The sequence below is a fragment of the Leptonema illini DSM 21528 genome (assembly GCF_000243335.1).
Lineage (GTDB): Bacteria > Spirochaetota > Leptospiria > Leptospirales > Leptonemataceae > Leptonema > Leptonema illini.
Genome location: NZ_JH597773.1, coordinates 2339254 through 2358776, shown reverse-complemented (window position 1 = coordinate 2358776; position 19523 = coordinate 2339254). Strand labels below are relative to the sequence as shown.

The window sequence follows — 19523 nt, the reverse complement described above, 5'->3', positions numbered from 1 at the left end:
TGAAAAAATTCTAAGAAAAGTATACTAATTTTTCCTCCAGTGCAGAGGATGATAATATTGTAAGGATGGTATTTCTATGCCCAGAAAGAAGATCGCATTAATCGGCGCCGGTCAGATCGGCGGAACTATGGCTCTGCTTGCCGCTCAGAAGGAGCTTGGCGACGTCATCCTCTTTGACATCGTCGAAGGCGTGCCTCAGGGCAAGGGCCTGGACGTGATGGAGACCACTCCCGTCGAAGGCTGTAACTCCACCGTAACGGGAACGAACTCCTACGAAGATATTCGCGGCGCCGACATCTGCATCGTAACGGCCGGTATTCCGCGTAAGCCGGGTATGTCGCGTGACGACCTTATCGCCACGAACACCAAAATCGTAAAAGACGTCGCCGAAAACATCAAGAAATACGCTCCCGATTCTTTCGTCATTATCATCACCAATCCGCTTGATGCGATGGTGTATGTGATGCAGAAGGTTACGGGCTTTCCGAAAAGCCGCGTGATGGGCATGGCCGGCGTGCTTGACTCCGCTCGCTTCCGTGCCTTCATCTCTATGGAAACCGGCGTTTCTGTAAACGACATCACCGCCTTCGTTCTCGGCGGCCACGGCGATACGATGGTTCCGCTCTCCCGCTATTCGACGATCGGCGGCATTCCGCTTCCCGATTATCCGGGACTGAGCGCCGAGAAAATCCGCGCAATGGAAGATCGTACGCGTAACGGCGGCGGCGAGATCGTCAATCTTCTGAAAACGGGCTCGGCCTTCTACGCTCCGGGCGCATCGGCTATTGCCATGGCAGAGTCGATCATCCGTGACCAGAAGCGCATCTTCCCCTGCGCCGTTCTCTGCGAAGGCGAATACGGTCATAAGGGCATCTTCATGGGCGTTCCCGTTATCCTGGGCGAGAAAGGCGTCGAGAAGATCATCGAGATCCAGCTCACCGCCGACGAGAAAGCCGCTCTTGATAAGTCGGCCGGCGCCGTAAAAGAGCTGATGTCGGTTGTGGATAACTCCGGCATCCTCTGATTCGTTTCGGCTTTAAAAAGAGCATACAGGGCAACTGAAGAGCGGTCCTGTATGCATGGATAAAAGGGAGGCCAGTGCCTCCCTTTTTGCGTTATACGGTCGGCTATCGGGTCGATGCAACCGGAGTGATCGCCTGGATATTCGCCTTACCGGGCGGTACCATGGGCAGTACATGCTGCTCTTCGTCGATGGGGATGTTCAGAAGAACGGGCCCATTCTCTGAAAGCGCCGCTTCAAGGATCTCGCCGACGTTCTGCTCGTGCAGGATGTTTCGCGCCTCAAAGCCCATCCCGCGAGCCACCATCGCATAATCGGTCGGGCGATCATACCGGATGGCGAAGAAGTTCTTCTGATAAAAGAGATCCTGCTGCTGACGGACAAGTCCGAGGTGATTGTTGTTGAAAACAAGGACCTTGATATTCAGATTCAGCTCAGCCGCCGTCGAAAGCTCGGCCAGGTTCATAAAGAGCGATCCATCCCCCGTTATACAGATGACGGGACGCTCAGGGTAGGCAAGGGCGGCGCCAATCGCGGCAGGCAGGCCGAATCCCATCGTGCCTGCTCCGCCTGACGTGAGAAAGCTTCGCGGACCTCGCAATGACAGATGCTGCGCCGCCCACATCTGATGTTGACCGACGTCTGTCGTAAAGATCGCATCGGCCGGAGCGATCTCGCCCAGATGTCGCAGCAGGGCGACGGGATGAAAGGGGTTATCCAGCCATTCTTCGGGAAGGTAATCCTCTTTTCGTAATAACTCGATGTGATCAAGCCAGGACGATTGACCGATCGGCTTCTCATAACCGTGAAGCGCATGCAAAAGTGCCGTCAGCGCCTCTTTCAGATCGGCGCACAGACCGATTTCGACGGAGCGATTCTTGCCGATCTCAGAGGCGTCGATATCGATATGAACGATCTTTGCATTCTGCGCGAACGTATGTACGTTTCCGGTCGCCCTGTCGTCGAAACGCACTCCCAGAGCGAGAATCAGATCGGCCTCTTCAATGGCATGGTTCGTCGATCTGTTGCCGTGCATGCCAAGCATGCCGAGGTTCAACGGATGCGTTTCAGGCAGAGTACCAAGGCCCATCAGCGTTAAGGCGGCCGGTATCTGCAAGGCGTCGATCAAGGCTCTGAATTCGTCAGCGGCTCCGGCATAGACGATGCCGCCACCGGCATAGATCAACGGACGTTTCGACTCCTGCAACATGGCGACGATGGCTTTGACCTTATCGTGAAACGAATTCGTTGATGGCAGTGAAGGCAGCGATGCCTCTGCATCTTTCGTTTTAATATCTGAGTCCGAAAGCGTGGGATTCGACGGGGCCCTGTTGAACGTGGCAGGCTTTGAGGGAGCCTGAAACGATCGACTTGCGGCCGGCATCTTTGCGAACTGTATGTCTTTCGGAACATCGACAAGAACCGGCCCCGGACGCCCGTCGAGCATGATATGATAGGCCTCTTCAAGCCTTTCCTGAAGCTCGTCAATGTTGCGAATCATAAAGGCTGCCTTTGTGATCGGCGTCATGATACCGACGGCATCCACCTCCTGAAAGGCGTCGGTGCCGATCAGCGACGTCGGAACCTGACCTGTGATGGCGAGAACGGGAATGGAATCCATCATGGCATCGGCGATGGCGGTGGCCAGGTTGGTAACGCCTGGCCCTGACGATGCGAAGCAGACGCCCGGTTCTCCGGTGGCCCGCGCCATACCCTGTGCGATAAAGCCCGCTCCCTGTTCATGCCGGGCCAGTACATGTCTAATGGGACTGCGCTGCAGGGCGTCATAAAGGGGTAGATTCGCCCCGCCTGGAATGCCGCTGATCGTATGCACTCCCTTCTTCACAAGAAAATCGATGATAAATTCCGCTCCGGTCATTTCGTTCTTCATAGTCTGCTCCTTTGCTTTTTATTCGCCTGGCCGGCCCGAAAAACAAAAAGGCCCCCGCCTGCTTTACGCTGACGAGGGCCTTTTTGAGTCCGGTAACCGGCTGGCTTTATCTCTCGGGCGTAAAGCATCTATGTCTGCGCTGGAGCACCACCACAGAGACAAGAAGCATTACGTTTACGACGAGAGAACGCATTTACAGATCCGAAGTAGCGACAGATCTTTCTGGCGTCCAGTTTTTTTTCGGGGGACAACCTTTGGAGAGCGCCCGCCTTCTTTGCAACCGCGGAGGGAGCCAAAAGCAGGGGTTCGCCTGTGTGTTCCGCCCTGGACCATGGATTTCATGCAACGGGCGGAGGCGCTGATGCAGCTCATTCGGTTTACTGAGCGTATAAGGACTTGCAGGAATAGTTTTCTCACGTCAGGGTGTATAGAGTCAGCGTCTGAAGGAGAGAACTATGCGTCTTGGAATAAGTGTTTTTGGGGTAATTTTCTTCAGTGGATGTTCGATCTTTTTGAGCGACAATTGGACGTTTGATCAGCGCTTCCGTGGTGACATTCTGAAAGCACCGTTTGGGTGGTCTTTCGAGTTTCGTGAGGACAGAATGCCAGTGAAAGGAGTAACCACAGAAGAAGAAATCCTGAGTGTCTATCCGAAAGGCCCGAATCTCAGGTTTACATATCTTGTCCCTTTTAAGAAGCGTATTCATGACCGCGTCTTTCTCGTGGACCGCATCATTGGGTTTACGTACGATCGTTATGAGGAGCGAGGTGAGTTCCGCAGTTACGTAAATATGGAAAGCATCCTGTACTATGTATTTTTGTACAAAGGGGTTGTGCAGGACTTTACTATACGGCATCGCATAGATGGTCGCCAATCCGGTCAGAATTGGGTCGTCGGACGGTTTGACACAGGGGATTTGCAGCTCGAAAGCGTTCAGCTGTGGCCGGGAGGCCGACAGGATTATGCGCGCTATATGCGTCAACGATGGGAAAGTGATATTCGGCGTATCAATTCATTTATCCTTATCATTGAACAGCGGCGTAATCTGTTTGTTTCTCTTCTTGAAGAGAAGTTTGGTCCTTTATCTCAGGAAGAAATTGAAGCGGTGAATGATATTGTCGATGCTCCTTCTCAGGAGCTCTTTCGCCTGGTATCAGCACCCAATGCACAAAAATCCGATGTGATGACAGCCATTAAAAGGGATAAAGTGCCTTATTACTGAGCTAACTGGTGAAAGTGACTTTTTTTATAATCTCCGAATCGTGTGGTCTTATGAAATTATATCATCGTAGCATTGCCTTGGGGGTGTGACTCGTACAGGACAAAGTGAACACATCAAAGGAATAACTCAATGCTATGAGGTTTCCCTGAGGAAACGCAGCCACAATTATCCGGGCTATCTCTCTTCTCCCAATTTCCCTTGCGATCTGTGTCTCCGCGCCCTCAGAGCCCTCAGCGGTTAATCTGATTTTACGCTCGCAGCGGCCCTACCGCACCAGCAGCCGTGCCAGTGCATCGGCAAGTTGCCTGCGTCGCGTTTCGTTGCGTAGCTGGCGGGCGTGTACCTCGAGTTGCAGGCTCTGTATGCCGCTCTGCCGAACGCTTTTCGCCGTGTAGCCGTCAAGAAAGCCATCGGGCACAGGGGCGATCACAAGAGAGCAGGGCAGGAGGCAGGTGTGTTCGAACAGATCGGCCCTCGCAATAGCAGAGATTCCGTAAACGGAATACCGATGAGCGATCTTCTGCAAAGCGAGAAGAGCCGTGCTTTCGCGATCCGTCATCAAGTCGGCCGGATACGTCGCCTGCGCATGCAGATCGACGAACAGGACGCTGCCATGAAGCGCCTTCAGCCGGTGCGTCTCTGCTTGAATGGTCTGATGGTACAGGTCATATATCTGCAGGGCATTGCTGTCTGTGGCCGCCTCGCTCCGGGGGCGGTTCACATCAAGGTAGATGCGGTGCAGGCGATTGATGATAAGTGTCGGATGGCTTCCCTGAATGCCGGCGTAGCTGGCAGCGATGTCGCGCGCAAGAAGGGCGCTGTTCACATCTCGGTCGAGCGAGAAATCCGCTCCGCTCTCTCTTTTCGGTAAAGATGCATCCAGCGATCCGTCATGAGGAACAGAAATCAGCAGAGCAGCCTCTCCGCGGATAACCTCAATCAGGGATCCTGGCAGGGATCCTGGAGATTCCGGAGTTGTCTGGCGGTCGGCAGCGAAAGGCAGACAGCTAAAGGGAAAAATCGTTAGAAGCAGGATAAAGAACAGAGCAGCACGGGAAGCCCTCTGCAATGGATGCGCTTCGGTCATTCTCTAAATATGTGGTCTTCGTATGCGGCGCATAACCTGCTCCGATTGCCGGAGCAGGCCTGAGAAAACGTCAGTTCGCCAGTTCTTCTTCGATGATCTCGATGAAGGCCTCGGCAGGCTGGGCGCCCGAGATCAGACGGCCGTTGATGAAGAAGGCCGGAGTGCCCGATACGCCGATGGCGCTTCCTTCTTTGATGTCGTCTTCAATCTCTTTCATGATGGACGGATCGTTCATGCACGCTTCAAACTTACCTGCATCGACGCCGAGCGAAAGGGCGCGGGTTCGCAGCGAATCCATCTGTAGCGTCGCTTTGTCGCGCGCCGGATCAAAAAGACCGTCGAAAAAATCCCAGAATGCCTCGGGCTTCTCGCGTTGCACGCAGTTTGCCGCAATATGGGCGCCCATGGCGTCTTGATGAAAGTCCAGAGGGAAGTCCTTGAATACGAAGCTGATGCGGTCGCCATAACGGTCACGGAGCTCTTTCGTAGACTTCTGAGCTCTCATGCAGAAGGGGCATTCGAAGTCGGTGAATTCCACGATCGTTACTTTTGCATTCTTGCTTCCGCGCAGGGGCTCGCCCACCGTCGATACTTCGACGCGGTCCATCGGAACCTTATAGCCATATTTCTTTTTCAGGCGACCGATCTCGGTCTGGATGGCCGCTTCGCGATTCTGTTGAGCCAGATAGTTGGCGATGTCGTTTTTAATGCCTTCGCCGGCGCCCTGGAGCTGACCGTTCTTTTTCAGATCGTTATAGAAGTTATCCACCTCTTCTTGAGTGGGGCGGGCCGCCGTTTGCTGAATGGAGTCCATGTAGGCCTGAACGTCCATGCCCTTTTCCTTCGCTTCTTTCTCGATCATGCGCTTATGCGCCAGTTCCTGAAGCATCTGCTCTACCTGAGCCTTATACTGCTTGTCGATCGAGGCCTTAAGCTGTTCGAGACGCGCCTTGAGATTCTCGTCTTTTTTGAGATCGCTTTCCGTGATTTTACGACCGTCGAGTTCGATATAGGGTTTGTTTCCGCAGGCTGCAAGCGATACAAGCAGCAGGAGGGAAAGCAAGGTTCCGAGTTTTTTCATCTTCTGATTCATCCTGATTTGATTTGATAGACGATAGAGAGGCTTCGCAGTTCATTTCGTTCCGGGCGAAGGGCCGGTTACGCCTGTAAAGGAGCGGTCGCTCCGGGCATTGCCTTCAGATATACAAGGCCGTCGGGGTCCGGAGTGCAGAAATGAACGATCGTCGCCGGACCGATATGTTCGAGAGCAAGAGCGCGCAGTCGCGATTCAAGCTGTTCCTGTCTTGTGCGATCGAAGTAAACGATGATGCCGGGGCCCGATCCTGAGAGCGTCATGCCGACGCAGCCTTCACGAAGAACGGCCTGCTTCATCGCCTGATAACCCGGTAGAGAAGGCGTGCGATAGGGCTCATGCAGCCGGTCAGAAGCAAGAGCCTGTTCGAGCAGATCGATACGACCGGAATGGATATACTCAAGCCAGAGCAGACATCCGCGCATGTTGGCCAGCGTATCTTCTCTGCTGATCTGCAGGGGTAACGACTGACGGCTCTTCTCGGTGGAGATGGAATAGTCGGGAATAAGAATAGCAAGGCCGAGCGAATCGGGCAGACTGTGGCGCAGCACGGTGCGTGTATCGCTACAGAACACCCATCCGCCGACGCGAGCCGGCACGACGTTATCGGGATGCGGCTCAAGATCAAGAAAGCCGGCGATCTCGTCGCTGTGTGTTTCGGGGCGAAAGCCCTCTTCAACCGACGAGACAAGCGAATCGATGCCGCCCGAACGCAGCATCGCCCAGGCGAGATGAACGCCGGCGACGACGGCCATCGCCGACGAACCGAAGCCTTTTCCTGGAGCGGTGGCCGCATCTACGACGGCGTTCCAGGCAGGGGCCTTGCCTCCGCCCAGCTTGCGATACATATGCTCGTAGGCGGTGCGGATCAGATTATCTTCGGGGGCGATGGGCAGATCTCGGCCTTCCGTATCGACAAGGCGGAAATCGGCGCCTGCATCGAAATCAAATCCTATGGTGTTATAAAGCGAAAGGGCCAGGCCGAAAAGATCGAAGCCCGGGCCCAGGTTTGCTGTCGTAGCAGGTATGCGCAGAATCAAAGAGGGATTCATGGATTGTCCATGATACAGCTGCCGGTGAACTTCGAGCCGGCTTCGATCTCAAGTTCCTGGCAGCGCAGATCTCCGTGCATGCGTGCGGTGCGGCGCAGGGAGATGCGCTTTCCGGCGATGACGTTGCCCGTCAGGTCGCCTTCTAACTGCATCGATTCGGTTTTGATATCGGCTTCCACCTTTCCGTCTGCGCCGATGATCAATTCTCCTGTGGACTGGATGGTGCCCTGAAAGGATCCGTTGATGCGCAGGGTGTGGTCGAATTTCAGATTGCCGCGAAAGCGGATATCTTCGCTCAGAATGGTGGTGAGCTGCATAATATCGTGAAAATCGGCTCCGGACGCTCTCCGTCAACTCTTTCCGAAAAAAACTCAAGGATCGCAGCGGGCCGCCGTTCCTCTATATGATGCAGGCAGAATTGAAAGAACCCGGCGTGGATTACAGACGGGTCTGGCGGGTGCGTCCCTGCCGGCGTGAAGGCTATAATAAAACCTACGTGGGGGAGTTCCCCGACGGCAGCAGCGTCGAGCTGGACTATAACTTTGCGCGGGAGCTTGTGCGCATTGAATATCATCCGAGCGAGGATGGCGAACGCATCTACATCGCCGTCGTCAAAAAAGGCGTCCTTTTACAGGAAAGGGATTTTGCCACGAACCGCGTCGTCGATCTGCACCGGCGCATGCGTCCGCTTGCAAAGTTCTTTCAGTATTTTCCCGACAATCACGTGCTGCGATCGCTGGATGGGATCTATGGCCTGCCGACACAATCCGCCATCCCCGAAAGCACGCGCACCCGCGATCTTTTTACCTGGCAGAACATCAGGCATAAGACGGTAAAGGATCTGCTTCGCGATTATTTGAGGGCGAAGCGCATCGACGAAAACAAAAAGCGCCCCTATCATCGTCGCCTTTTACGACGCCTGCCTGCCGATCTCTTTGATCTGGGCATGGCCTTTATTCCCGTCTCGCTCTTCTTCAAGAGAGAGCTCAGCCCCGAAGGCCTGGCCTTCGCCCTGGGTACGCTTGGCTTTTTAACAGGTGGGATGGATGCAGTCTGGCGTCAGCGCAGCCCGCTTGTATTCAAGGCCCTGTTTTTTCTTTTCCCGGCCTCGGCTATACTGTGGCTGAAGATTCAGCTCGAGCAGTGGGCGATCTTTGATCCGATGCCCGATTTTATTCTCACGTATATCAAGGCCGTCCTGAGCAGCTACGTGTAGGGCGTCCGCGACGGGGAGGCGCTCCGGAAATAAAAAAGCGGCCAGAAAAAGGCCGCTTTTTTTGCGAGAAGGAGTTATGAAATCGTTCCCGCTGCCTGTGCTTCCGGGAACGATTCAGCGTCATAATCTCTTATTTCTTCTTATCCAGAGACTGCATCAGGATGCGGCCAAAGCTTGAGATGTTCTCTTCTTCCTGCTTCGGAGCGCCGTCGGCCATGTACTGTTCGAATTCGGCGCGATCCTGCATTTCTTTCGCACGGTTAACGGAAAGCGAGATCTTCTGCTGTTCTCTGTTGATCTCCATGATGACGGCCTTCAGTTGCTGGCCGCGCTGGAACTCTTTATCAAAAGGCGTGCCGCGCGGAACGCCCGTCTCAGAGGCGGGGATCAGGCCGCGGAACCCGTCGGGAAGCTTCACAAATACGCCGAACGGACGGATGCTCTCGACGGTGACGGCAAGCAGCTCGCCCGGTTGAAAGGGAAGCGCTCCCTGCCAGGGGTTCTGCTGCAGCTCTTTCAGCGAAAGAGTGATACGGTCCTCTTTCCAGTTTACCGACATGACCTTCACGCGAATCTCTTCGCCGCTTTTCAGCATCTCAGACGGATGATTGACGCGCTTGTAAGACAGTTCGGATAACGGAATCAAACCCTCGACGCCGCCGCCGATGTCGACGAAGGCGCCGAAATCGCGAAGCGAAGTTACGGTGCCCTGCACGACCGATCCTTCTTCGAGGTTCGAGATCATCGTCTCTTTATGACGCTGTCTTTCGGTTTCCAGATACTGCTTGTGAGATACGACGATGTTGCGGTCAGGCGCTTCGATGATGAGGAATTTCAGCTGAGCGTTCTTCTCGGGCTCGCCTTCCATCTGCGAGGCGGGGCAGAAGGCCGTTTCGTCGCCGATCTGAATCTCATAGCCGCCTTTAATCGGCTTGAGCACCTTACCGGTCATCACGGTGCGGTTTTCAAAGGCTCTGCGAAGAATGGTACGCGCAATCGCTCCCACCGGGAAGATGGTAAAGATGCGTTCGCCGTTCTTCTCTTCAAGAAAGAAGGCCTCGATCTGTTCGCCTGGGTTCACCGTTACGGCGCCTTCGGCGTCGATCAGTTGAACGCGGGGAATCACACCGGCTCCAAAGGCGGAGTTAACGAAGATGAATTCCGGATCCTGGATATCGGTTACACGCAGTGTGACGCTTTCGCCCGGCTCGGCCCCTCTTTTTTTATCGATGGAGCTCAGGTACAGTTTGCCCATCTGTGAATTTAACTTATCTCGTCCTACGTGTTTGCTTTTCATATCATCCTCGAAATGTGTTGGTCGTCGACCTTGAAGTCATAATAGCCGGAACGGTCGGGGTCGCATGCGACCCGTCCCGTATTCCCGAATCCGCCTTGAGGCGGGTAAATTTTAATCGCGGAAGCGAACGCGCACGCCTTTCTGTCCGCCGATCTCTTCGGGTGTGATGCCCAGTTCTTTCATCAGAAGCTCGCGCTGGTCGTAGATGCGCGTCTCTTCGCTGATGCCGCAGATCGCATCCATAGGAGGTTTCAGCGTCTGACCTTTGATCTCAGTCGACGCAAGCGCCCAGCCATCGCAGCTTACGGGCACCACGTCATGCGGCGGACGGTTCCCATCCGACCGATCCTTGAACGAAGGAGCGGGAGTTCCGATCGTATTGTAATAGCGTCGCATCACCGAACCGAGAACGGGCGTGGCGATGGCGCCGCCTGCCTGTCCGGGGCCGAGCGTGACCGAAGACTTATCGAAGCCGAACCAGATCACGGTCGAGAACTGCGGATTAAACGAGGTTACCCAGGCATCGGACCAGCTCGACGTCGTTCCTGTTTTCGCGGCCATATCGCCCGAGAATCCGCCTTCGCCGGGCGTGCGCAGGCCGCGAGTGACGGTGCCCGAATCGGCTGTGCGGATCATCATCTGACGCAGAATAAAGGCAAGACCGGGTTCGATCACCTGAATGGAGTTGTTCTTCGTCATCGTATGGATGGCATCGCGTACGGTGCGTTCCTGGCTGTAGATCGGATCACCGCCCGATGTGCGTACCGAACGAATGGCGTAGGGGATGACGTTTTTTCCATCGTTGGCGATGATGGCCGTCGCCGTCGCCAGTTCCATCGGAGTGATCTCGCTCGAACCGAGCGAGAGAGCGGGGTCGTAGTTGAAGCGACGCGGGCTTGTGATCTTCATCATGCGCATCGCAAGGTTAACGATCGGCGTCGGGCCGACCTTGTAGTAGGTCTGTACCGAGCAGGTATTGAGCGAGTATGCCATTGCCATCGTCGCCGGAACAAGTCCCATAAAGCCTTCGTCGTAGTTCGCCGGCGCCCAGGAGCTGCCGTCGTCGGCGATGTTGTACAGCGGAGCATCGTTCAGCGGACTCATCGAGTTGATGACGCGACGCTCAAGGCCCGCCCCATATACGAAGATCTTGAAGGCCGAGCCGGGCTGACGTCGGGCGAAAAGCGCTCGGTTAAACTGGTTCTGCGGCGAGAATTCTCGTCCGCCGATCATGGCCGTGATGCCGCCGGTGGCATGGTTCAGACTGATGAAGGCGCCTTCGACGTTCAGGTTCTCGGTGAAGTCACGGGTAACCTTACGCAGCTCTTCGAATCCTGCAGCTTCGCGATCGGCCGGATTAAAATACGTGAGGATCTGCGCGCTATCAAGCAGGCCCTCTTCCATATACTTCTGAAGCTGCTGTCCTGGCGTTAGCCCTGTAACGACGGGGCCGCCGACGGGAACGATGCTTGCCAGCAGGCGATGGATGCCGAACAGGCTCATATCGACGCCGGCCTTGCCCGAGCTTTTCGCGTAGTTACGGCCGATGCGGTTGGCGTTTTCAAGCGCCCTGTCCATCTCATCTTGAGCGATGCGCTGTTCGTCAAGATCGAGCGTGGTGTAGACGCGAAGGCCTCCGCTGTAGAGCAGCTCGTCGCCGACCTCGGGACTCTGTTCGAGCACGTTACGCACGTATTCGGTGAAGTAGGGGGCCATGTCCAGACGCTCAGAGCGGATGTTCTTTGATGGCGAACGAACGATGAAGTAGCCCCAGTATTCGTTCCAGAAATCCGTGTGGATCTTCTCGGCCTGTTCGCCGGCAATATAACCGGCGTCGACCATGCGTTCGAGCACGAACTTATGCTGGCTTTTCGCGTTTTCAGGATACTTATAGGGGGAGTACTCGACGGGCGACTTAGGAAGTCGGGCCATCAGCGCCGCCTCGCCCAGCGTGAGGTCTTCGACGCGTTTGTCGAAATAGACGGCCGTGGCGCAGTTCAGGCCTTCGCAGCCGTGGCCCAGATAGATGACGTTAAAATAGAGCTCGAGAATCTCTTCTTTAGAGAGAGCCTCTTCCATTTTGAGTGCGAGTACGGTTTCGCGAATCTTCTGTGTGAAGGTTTTCGGACGCTTCTTCTCGGCGTTCAGATAGATCTGTTTGGCAACCTGCTGTGTCAGCGTTGATCCGCCCTGGACGATGCGACCGGCGAGAACGTTCTTGATGGCGGCGCGAAAGATACCCGGAACGTCAAAGCCATGGTGATGATAGAAGTGATCGTCTTCAACCGATAAAAATGCCTGCAGCACCTCGGGCGGGATGCGATCGTAACGTGTCAGATCCTGGCGGTGTCGGTAGATCTCGGCAAAGAGCCGGCCACGAATATCATAGAGGCGAGTGGGGCGAGAGGGGCGATACCCGGCAAGCAGCGAGAGGTCTCCGTCGGCGACGACACCGATGAGTGCGCCAAACGCCAGGCCGCCGACGACCGCTGCCGACATCAGAAGCACAACGAAATACTTGTAAAATCGCAGTTCTCGAACTTTTTTTTCTTCCATACCTGGTTTCTTCCTGGTTCTACTTGCCTGGCAGGGTACGCGGAGGATCTAAGCTCATGCAGCAGGGATACGAAATCCAATATCCGGTCACTTCAGACGGGATTCTCAGGCTGATGGTTCTTTTTGTCCTGGCCTTTGCCGTTCAGCTGGTCGCCACGCTGTTTTTTCAGGTGGGACCGGCGCAGCTGGCTCCGCTCGTCCTCTCTGCGAGTCAGGATTTCCAACCCCTCTCCCTGATCACACATTTTTTTGTCGTCAGAGGAGCGATCTCTCCCTTCGGATTTGGGTTTTCGGATGGCATTTCGCTGCTTTTTGAGATGCTCATCCTCTGGAGCTTCGGCTCTGAACTCGACCGCCTCTGGGGCAGCCGCAATTTCTACAGCTTTTTCTTCCTGTCGCAGATGCTTGGCGGCCTCTTTACCGTCGCACTCGGTATGGCTCTCGGGCAGCCCTTTATCGCCTATGGCTTCGGCGGCGGCCTGGCCGCTATGATGGTCGCCTATGGCGTGCTCTGGCCGAACCGCCAGGCCCTTTTTATGTTTATCTTCCCGCTGCGCATGAAGTGGATCGTGCTCATCCTGTTTATCTTTTTACTTATGGGACGGACCGACACGCTTGTCATGCAGCTGGCCAGCGCGGCCTCCGGCGTCCTCTTTCTTTTCTTGAAGTCCCGCAGCGGCCGGCTCTATCAGGATAGCTATTCCGGCAATCCGTATTATTCGACGCGTTCATCGAGCCAGCCCGCCTCGCGTTTCGCCGCCGGCGCCGATACCGAAAAGATGGGCATGGTCGCCCGCTTCAAGGCCCGGCTCGAAGAACAGAAGAAAAAGAAGCGGCTCGATAAGAAGCGCAAAGAGATCGAGCGCCGCATCGAGATGAAAGAAGAGGTCGATCGTCTGCTTGAGAAGATCTCAAGAGAAGGCATGGACTCGCTTTCGCGCAAGGAGAAGACCTTTCTCGATAAGGCGTCGAAAGAGCTTTAAGGGGCCCGTCGGCAGGCACGAGGTGAGCAAGTGAAGAGATCACTTCTGATTCAAGCCGGCCTTCTGGCCACCATTCTGTTAACATCATCGCCTGCACAGGCTCAGTCGACGAAGCGGATCGACCTTTGCCTCCATCTATCTATGGAGATTCCTTCTACCTGGCATGTTAACGATCGCAACGTTTCCCGGGCACTTGTAGACAAACAGGAAACAGACAAGGATCAAACTACTCCTCCCTCCACGGTTCTGAATCGGCTTTTCGATTACACTATGACAGCGAAGAGCGCCCAGATTTCTATTCCGAACGCACCGGAACCGCTGTTTGTTCTCTGTGAATATCCCATGGATGCAATCATAACGCAGCATCCTGAAAAATTGATTACTGCGTTCCTGCATCGTTTGCCTGAAGGGCAGATGATTGTAAGACCAACGAAGATTAAACTGGGGGCCAGGATGCAGAGCATATCGCCTTCCGTTACAGGAAGAAAGAGGGCGGCGATCCGTCAGGCCGCTGGTATCGGCTTGATCTCTGGACACAACTGCTTGCTAATCGAACTGCGTTGATTGCCATGCGGGCGCCACTTGATTTGCAGATCGATGCTGAAAGAGAGGCGATGATTGCCTCTGCTCATAGCGTTGTGGTTTTTCCGTCTAACCCCACGCCGGTTGAAACGGCGAAGTAGTTGCATGCGTTCCTTCTACGGTCGTCTGTTTCAAGGCTCGCTGTGGCAATCTATCGCCTACGGTGCTGAACGGACGCATGAAAGATCTGCGAGCGGCCGGTTACGTCGAACTCGTCGAAGGTGGATACAGTCTGACGGAACGAGGAAGACAGCTGTTGCCGATTCTTCAGGATCTGAATGACTTTGCATCTGCCAGTCCATAAATCGATTGAATTTTCATCTAATGCAAGAGAGGACGTACCTGTGAGTCACAGCTTTAAAAAAGGGTTATTCTTGCTTCCTTTTCTTTCCATCATGTCGGTCTTTTTTCCCGTTTTCCTCGGCTGTTCAAAAGACCGGTATCCGCAGAAGGCCAGGGTTTCCGTTTTAACCGGAGCTCATCTGAATCTGGACGGCAGCGAGCAGGATTCGCTGCATGTTCCTTACAACACCGAGCTGACCGTCACCGGCGCCACAGGAGACGACTACAGGGTAACCTATGAAGGCCGGACGGGCACGATCGGCCGCTGGTATCTGGAAATAGCCGATCAACCTCTGAAAACGATTCGGTACACGAGAGGTATTGAAGGCGTTCCTTTATATCGTAGTCCCGGAGGCACGATCATCACTCACCTGGCCAACGCAACCGAGGTTATCGGCACGGGTGGGCTAACGCGTACGGTGAAGCGCTTGAATTCGACTTATCTGGAATTCTGGATCAAGGTGTCGACGCCGAATGCAACGGGATGGGTTGACGAGCAGCAGCTGTCCAGTTCGCCTGTCGAATTCTATTTTGCATCTATTGCGCGATCCGGACTGAATCTGCGTTCGGGGCCTTCCCTTGATTCTTCGATTTCGGGCCTGATCCCCTATAAAGAATCGGGGCGTGTCCTTCTTCGTCAGCGCGATACCTTTCGCATCGAGAATCGCAAAGGCTCCTGGATGAAGGTGGAGTACAACGGAAAGCAGGGCTGGGTCTTCTCGGGCTTCGCACTTATCGGGACCGATCCCGATTTCACGCGAAGCTTTGAACTGGCAACACTGGAATATTTCGAGAATCTTTATAACAGAGCCTATGAATGGGATTCAACGCAGGCTCCGATTCCCGTGACGGCAGAGAGACGTGAGCAGAGCGGTTACGAGATCTATACGAGCAGAGAAAAGCCGCCCGATGACGGTTGCAGCGCTGATCTTCGCACAACGGTCTTTCTCAGAGAGCCGATGTCGCAGAAACAGTATACGATTCAGGCGGAGGATAACGTTTCCGTCAGTTCCGGACCTCTTGATAATATGCTATTTGCGAGGCTCAGCCACTGTCGGTGCTGCTGCCCGCATATAACCGAGGCGTTGCTCGTCCTTCTTCCAGGTCGCCTTCTATCCTATCCGTATCAACCTGAAAGCCATGCCGGTGCAGGAAGCTGCGACTTCGGGCCCGTCTATTCGGTTCACTTCGGCCAGGAGATGCGTCGCAGCACGGACGGCCGTACCTTCTATATGCATTTGAAGTATCCGTCCTGTGCCCTGGAGGGACCCCCGTCCGTTATGGAGATGGGAGTCGTTCAATCAGAAGAATTCGTATCAGAGCTCTTCGTGCGCATGCATTTCAACGATATGCAATCCGAGCCACAGATCGATCGCGTCTTTGACGAGGGCGTACCTGAGAGCTATCGCGCAGAATGGGATGCGGCCCGGCCCTTTCGGCAGGAGGCTCAGGCACCCTATTAGTCGAGTTGCGAAATCGATCCGTGGGCTTTGAGATGTGAGAGAATTACTCCTTTATGACTTTAGCGTAGCCTCGTTCCCATACTACTTTAAGCAGTAGCGTATATCCGCTTTCTTGCGTAGAGAGGGCCATCAGGCGATTGCCGGACAGGTCGATCTCCTCTCTTCTTTCTCTGCAATTCCTCGGCCTCTGAGGTTCATCCCTCTGAACTCTTATCCCGCGGTAGCCTATCGTTCTTTTTCCGCACTCAAAGGTAAGCAAGTGCGCTCGATTTTCTTCTCGCCCTCCGCGCCGCTCAGAAAAACCTTTCCTCCGCAATGCGAAAAGATGTTAAGGTAGCCATCATCGGCGGATCGGGCCTCTATGAGATCGACGGCCTTGAGATTGAAGAGGAATATTTTCCCGAAACCCCATGGGGTAAGCCCTCCGACAGCATCATCGTCGGTAAGTACGACGGAACTCCGGTGGCCTTTCTTGCGCGTCATGGTCGCGGACATTTTCTCAATCCGTCTGAGGTGCCGGCACGGGCGAATATCGCCGCCCTGAAGTCGCTCGGTGTCGAGCAGATCATTGCCTTCTCGGCAGTCGGATCGCTGCGCGAAGAGATCGCTCCCCGTCATTTTGTTTTACCGTCGCAGATTATCGATCGCACAAAGGCCCGCCCATCTACGTTCTTTGAAGAAGGCGTCGTCGTACACGTTATGTTTGCCGATCCGTTCTCGTCGATTCTTGCCGATCTGATCTGGTCGAAGCATGCGACGATTGAGGTGCCCTTTCATCGCGATCGCACACTCATCTGCATGGAAGGCCCGGCCTTCTCGACACGCGCCGAATCGCTGATGTACAGGCAGTGGGGCGCTGACATTATCAACATGAGCGTTCTGCCCGAGGCGAAGCTTGCCCGTGAGGCCGAGATCTCGTATCAGATGGTCTGCATGTCGACGGACTACGACTGCTGGAAGGTGGAAGAAGAGCCCGTTACGGTTGAGATGGTCATCGGAAATCTGCATGCCAATGCAGAGAATGCCCGTAAACTGGTGAAAGAGCTGATCGGTCCGGCGTCGCAGCTGCCGAATCCGTTTAAAGGGACGTCGTCGGCGGCAGTCATTACGTCTCCCGGCAGCCGGAATGCACAGGCGCTTAAGAAGCTGGAGTATCTATTCCCCGATTCGTTTCGGTAAAGGGCAGGTGAGGCGTTGATCCGTAAGTTGATCTGTAAAAGGACGATAAAGAACAGGATAGGATCGCTCGTCTCTGTTCTCATTCTTGCGACGCTCTCTGTGCCGGTGCAGGCACAGTCCGTGCCGTCCTCTACTGAAGAGAAGCGCGCCACGCCCAGAGATCCGGCATACAGGCCCGCCATGATTCCGCCGTATCTTCGCAATCGTGTGCAGCAGGAATCGCCGGCACAGCGTTTCTTTCGTAACCCCGAGGGCCGCCCCGCCGATGATCCGGCACGGGCCGTCGACGTCGAGCGTCCGAAGTCGAGGCATGCGCTCGAAGAGGCCCGTCTTGAGGCCGAGTTCCAGAGACAGCAGGATCGCATCTACCTCGAACGAACGTATCTGCCTCAGTTCGGATGGCGCATCGACCCCGACTCACACAACCCGTTTTACGGCGAGCCGGAGTTTACCGAAACCCGTTTTGAACGGGGTCGCAATATCTTTCTTCTCTCATCCCCCTTTACGTTTGGCCTCTCGTATGCCCTGATGGCCGGCTACAGGCAGTCACAGGGGCTGCCCACAGCGCTCGATGGCCCGCAGACGGCTGCCGTCATCGGCCTCGGCACGTTGCTTTCGGGATTGATCGTCTGGCATGATTACCGTCGGGTCTGGAAATCAGACACGGCGAACATCGATCGCTTCGCGCGGCAGTTGCAGGCCGGGCGACACTGACCGATGGCGAATTAGTATCGACTTCAGATCAAGAAACGTAAAGTTGGGATGTCGGCCCGTCGGGTCGTGCGAGCACGCTCTGTGTGCTCATAGCAGCGGGAATACGGTAACTCTGTCATTATGAAAGAAATTGGTATAGGACTTCTTGGTGCGGGCACGGTCGGGCGCGGATTGATCGAGATTCTGGAAACCGAGGGCGAGCGTATTGCCTCGCGAACGGGAGTGCGTCCGGTACTGCGTCGTGTTGCCGACCGCAGTTTTCAAAAGAAGCCTGTGCTTTCTGCCTATGCTCCGACGGCGTCGATCGACGAGGTCATTGACGATCCCTCGGTCGAGCTTGTCGTCGAGCTGATGGGAGGCCTTGATCCGGCCGGCACAGCGATTCTCAAGGCGCTGCGAGCCGGGAAGAGCGTGGTGACGGCGAATAAGGCGTTGATCGCGGCGAGATCGGCCGAGATCTTTGAGGCCATCGCCGAGGGACGCAAGAAAAATCCGGCAACGACGATCGGCTTCGAGGCCGCTGTGGGCGGTGCTCTGCCGCTGGTGCGCAACATGCGTCTTATCTGGTCGGCCGGCGGTATGCAGCGCATGGTCGGTATTCTGAACGGTACATGCAATTTTATCATTACAAGAATGCAGGATGACGGCATGGAATATGCCGAGGCGTTGAAACTGGCGCAGCAGAAGGGATTCGCCGAGGCCGACCCGAGCTTCGACGTTTCGGGCAAAGATGCGGCACAGAAGCTTGCCATCTTATCGATGCTTGCCTTTGACGTCTCCGTGCGCGATAGCGATATCGTCGTCGAGGGCATAGAGAGCTTTCATCGCGTCGACCATGAGCTTGCGCGAAAGATGGGACGTGTGATCCGTCTGCTTGCCATCGCCCGTCGCGTCGACGATCGACTGCTTTTGCGCGTGCATCCGGCGATGATTCCGGCCAATCATCTTCTTGCCGACGTGCGCGACGAATTTAACGCCCTCTTTATCGAAGAACGTTACGCCGGCCCGTCGCTCATCGTCGGCCGCGGAGCGGGGGCCCTTCCAACGGCAGCGGCGGTGCTCTCTGATCTTGTCGCCATCGGCAGCGGCTCGGCAAACCGCTGGGTCGGCGATCTACAGCCCCTGAAATCGCTTGAAGATGCGCGGTATCGTTTTTATTTTCGTTTTCGGACGGTCGATCGTCCGGGCGTTCTGGCGCGCATCGCCGGCGTTCTGGCCGAGCATGACATCTCCATTGCGACGATGCATCAGGAAGAGGGCCGCGAGCCCGTCGATGTCGTCATCGTAACGCATGAGGCAAGCGAGAGCGCCGTGCGTTCAGCCGTTTCAAAGATTGACGGGGGCGAAATCATCCTCGCTCCCACAGTAGTTATACGTATGGAGGATAACCCAGATGCTTCTCTCTAAACCGTCGTTCAGAATCGCCGCTCATACGCTGCCCGATTATCAGAGGCATGGCGATCTGTTCATAGAACTGCCCGGCCACGAGCGCCTGCTGACCTATGAATTGAACGGAGTTTTGCTTGATCTGATCAAGAAAGACGTCGATCGCGTGTATCTCATGCTTGCCGATCGAGGGCTTGAATCCGAGCTGCGTTCTCAGTTTGAGGTTTTCGATTCAGTTGAGGCCGTCATGGCGAGCTGTTCGGCCGTTTCTATGCGCAAGGTACCCCTGAAACGGAAGGCCGATCATCGCAAGATGTATATGAGCTACTCGGGCCGTGTCGAAACGCGCGGCGTTCTCGAAGAATTCCTGCGCGGACGTATCGACGGCTTTGTCTTCGGCTCTGAAGACGCGCTGATCGTCGTGGATCGCTGAGGCCC

17 protein-coding genes and 1 pseudogene are annotated in these 19523 nt (G+C 55.3%); 11 read left to right on the top strand and 7 right to left on the bottom strand.

Going from position 1 to position 19523, the window contains the following annotated elements; genetic code table 11:
- The first annotated feature begins 76 nt into the window (after window positions 1-76).
- Complete coding sequence (gene mdh / locus LEPIL_RS10865; RefSeq protein WP_002772524.1) at window positions 77-1024, top strand: malate dehydrogenase; 948 nt, start codon at window positions 77-79, stop codon at window positions 1022-1024.
- 103 nt (window positions 1025-1127) lie between these two features.
- Here the strand turns inward: mdh and ilvB are convergent, their stop codons facing one another.
- Entirely contained in the window at window positions 1128-2912 is a 1785-nt protein-coding gene (gene ilvB, locus LEPIL_RS10860) for a biosynthetic-type acetolactate synthase large subunit (protein WP_002772523.1), read from the bottom strand.
- 455 nt (window positions 2913-3367) lie between these two features.
- Here ilvB and LEPIL_RS10850 point away from each other — a divergent pair, with 455 nt between their 5' ends.
- Window positions 3368-4135, top strand: coding sequence for a hypothetical protein (locus LEPIL_RS10850; RefSeq protein ID WP_002772522.1), 768 nt, complete (start codon window positions 3368-3370; stop codon window positions 4133-4135).
- Window positions 4136-4400: 265 nt separating this feature from the next.
- Here the strand turns inward: LEPIL_RS10850 and LEPIL_RS10845 are convergent, their stop codons facing one another.
- The 4 genes from LEPIL_RS10845 to LEPIL_RS10830 all read right to left on the bottom strand — a co-directional run bounded on the left by LEPIL_RS10845 (window position 4401) and on the right by LEPIL_RS10830 (window position 7684).
- Complete coding sequence (locus LEPIL_RS10845) at window positions 4401-5222, bottom strand: N-formylglutamate amidohydrolase (protein ID WP_002772521.1); 822 nt, start codon at window positions 5220-5222, stop codon at window positions 4401-4403.
- 70 nt (window positions 5223-5292) lie between these two features.
- Window positions 5293-6303 (bottom strand): thioredoxin domain-containing protein, encoded by a 1011-nt coding sequence (locus LEPIL_RS10840; protein ID WP_002772520.1) that lies wholly within the window; start codon window positions 6301-6303, stop codon window positions 5293-5295.
- Window positions 6304-6380: 77 nt separating this feature from the next.
- Window positions 6381-7367 carry a homoserine kinase gene (thrB, locus tag LEPIL_RS10835; protein ID WP_002772519.1) on the bottom strand — a complete coding sequence of 329 codons (987 nt, stop codon included), beginning with the start codon at window positions 7365-7367 and terminating at the stop codon, window positions 6381-6383.
- Window positions 7364-7684, bottom strand: a complete 321-nt coding sequence (locus LEPIL_RS10830; RefSeq protein WP_002772518.1) for a bactofilin family protein — start codon at window positions 7682-7684, stop codon at window positions 7364-7366. Before LEPIL_RS10830 ends, thrB begins: the two co-directional genes overlap by 4 nt.
- A gap of 86 nt (window positions 7685-7770) precedes the next feature.
- Between LEPIL_RS10830 and LEPIL_RS10825 the strand changes: the two genes are divergently transcribed.
- Window positions 7771-8583, top strand: coding sequence for a hypothetical protein (locus LEPIL_RS10825; protein WP_002772517.1), 813 nt, complete (start codon window positions 7771-7773; stop codon window positions 8581-8583).
- 130 nt (window positions 8584-8713) lie between these two features.
- On the opposite strand, the gene LEPIL_RS10820 is transcribed toward LEPIL_RS10825, so the two are convergent.
- Window positions 8714-9880, bottom strand: a complete 1167-nt coding sequence (locus tag LEPIL_RS10820) for a 30S ribosomal protein S1 (RefSeq protein WP_002772516.1) — start codon at window positions 9878-9880, stop codon at window positions 8714-8716.
- Window positions 9881-9991: 111 nt separating this feature from the next.
- Complete coding sequence (locus LEPIL_RS10815; RefSeq protein WP_002772515.1) at window positions 9992-12436, bottom strand: penicillin-binding protein 1A; 2445 nt, start codon at window positions 12434-12436, stop codon at window positions 9992-9994.
- Between the two features lie 56 nt (window positions 12437-12492).
- Here LEPIL_RS10815 and LEPIL_RS10810 point away from each other — a divergent pair, with 56 nt between their 5' ends.
- The 8 genes and pseudogenes from LEPIL_RS10810 (at window position 12493) to LEPIL_RS10780 (ending at window position 19518) form a co-directional block, all read left to right on the top strand.
- Window positions 12493-13419 (top strand): rhomboid family intramembrane serine protease, encoded by a 927-nt coding sequence (locus tag LEPIL_RS10810; RefSeq protein ID WP_002772514.1) that lies wholly within the window; start codon window positions 12493-12495, stop codon window positions 13417-13419.
- Window positions 13420-13449: 30 nt separating this feature from the next.
- Window positions 13450-13983: a hypothetical protein gene (locus tag LEPIL_RS10805; RefSeq protein WP_002772513.1), complete on the top strand. Its 534-nt coding sequence runs from the start codon at window positions 13450-13452 to the stop codon at window positions 13981-13983.
- Window positions 13984-14146: 163 nt separating this feature from the next.
- Window positions 14147-14305, top strand: a pseudogene (locus LEPIL_RS23450) (winged helix-turn-helix transcriptional regulator); the annotation flags it as partial.
- 40 nt (window positions 14306-14345) lie between these two features.
- A complete protein-coding gene (locus tag LEPIL_RS10800; protein ID WP_002772512.1) occupies window positions 14346-15806 on the top strand; it encodes an SH3 domain-containing protein in 1461 nt (486 codons plus the stop codon).
- Window positions 15807-16121: 315 nt separating this feature from the next.
- The gene (gene mtnP / locus LEPIL_RS10795) at window positions 16122-16985 is read left to right on the top strand and encodes an S-methyl-5'-thioadenosine phosphorylase (protein ID WP_002772511.1); all 864 of its coding nucleotides are present in this window, start codon (window positions 16122-16124) and stop codon (window positions 16983-16985) included.
- 15 nt (window positions 16986-17000) lie between these two features.
- Window positions 17001-17699, top strand: coding sequence for a hypothetical protein (locus LEPIL_RS10790; RefSeq protein WP_002772510.1), 699 nt, complete (start codon window positions 17001-17003; stop codon window positions 17697-17699).
- A gap of 120 nt (window positions 17700-17819) precedes the next feature.
- Window positions 17820-19106 carry a homoserine dehydrogenase gene (locus tag LEPIL_RS10785; protein WP_002772509.1) on the top strand — a complete coding sequence of 429 codons (1287 nt, stop codon included), beginning with the start codon at window positions 17820-17822 and terminating at the stop codon, window positions 19104-19106.
- Window positions 19093-19518, top strand: a complete 426-nt coding sequence (locus LEPIL_RS10780) for a hypothetical protein (protein ID WP_002772508.1) — start codon at window positions 19093-19095, stop codon at window positions 19516-19518. The genes LEPIL_RS10785 and LEPIL_RS10780 overlap by 14 nt, the downstream gene beginning before the upstream one ends.
- The last annotated feature ends 5 nt before the right edge of the window (window positions 19519-19523 follow it).

What these genes read in the sequence shown, in the direction of transcription:
- mdh (WP_002772524.1), top strand. Translation starts at nt 77, where the DNA reads ATGCCCAGAAAGAAGATCGCATTAATCGGCGCCGGTCAGATCGGCGGA.
- ilvB (WP_002772523.1), bottom strand. Translation starts at nt 2,912, where the DNA reads ATGAAGAACGAAATGACCGGAGCGGAATTTATCATCGATTTTCTTGTG.
- LEPIL_RS10850 (WP_002772522.1), top strand. Translation starts at nt 3,368, where the DNA reads ATGCGTCTTGGAATAAGTGTTTTTGGGGTAATTTTCTTCAGTGGATGT.
- LEPIL_RS10845 (WP_002772521.1), bottom strand. Translation starts at nt 5,222, where the DNA reads ATGACCGAAGCGCATCCATTGCAGAGGGCTTCCCGTGCTGCTCTGTTC.
- LEPIL_RS10840 (WP_002772520.1), bottom strand. Translation starts at nt 6,303, where the DNA reads ATGAAAAAACTCGGAACCTTGCTTTCCCTCCTGCTGCTTGTATCGCTT.
- thrB (WP_002772519.1), bottom strand. Translation starts at nt 7,367, where the DNA reads ATGAATCCCTCTTTGATTCTGCGCATACCTGCTACGACAGCAAACCTG.
- LEPIL_RS10830 (WP_002772518.1), bottom strand. Translation starts at nt 7,684, where the DNA reads ATGCAGCTCACCACCATTCTGAGCGAAGATATCCGCTTTCGCGGCAAT.
- LEPIL_RS10825 (WP_002772517.1), top strand. Translation starts at nt 7,771, where the DNA reads ATGATGCAGGCAGAATTGAAAGAACCCGGCGTGGATTACAGACGGGTC.
- LEPIL_RS10820 (WP_002772516.1), bottom strand. Translation starts at nt 9,880, where the DNA reads ATGAAAAGCAAACACGTAGGACGAGATAAGTTAAATTCACAGATGGGC.
- LEPIL_RS10815 (WP_002772515.1), bottom strand. Translation starts at nt 12,436, where the DNA reads ATGGAAGAAAAAAAAGTTCGAGAACTGCGATTTTACAAGTATTTCGTT.
- LEPIL_RS10810 (WP_002772514.1), top strand. Translation starts at nt 12,493, where the DNA reads ATGCAGCAGGGATACGAAATCCAATATCCGGTCACTTCAGACGGGATT.
- mtnP (WP_002772511.1), top strand. Translation starts at nt 16,122, where the DNA reads ATGCGAAAAGATGTTAAGGTAGCCATCATCGGCGGATCGGGCCTCTAT.
- LEPIL_RS10785 (WP_002772509.1), top strand. Translation starts at nt 17,820, where the DNA reads ATGAAAGAAATTGGTATAGGACTTCTTGGTGCGGGCACGGTCGGGCGC.
- LEPIL_RS10780 (WP_002772508.1), top strand. Translation starts at nt 19,093, where the DNA reads ATGCTTCTCTCTAAACCGTCGTTCAGAATCGCCGCTCATACGCTGCCC.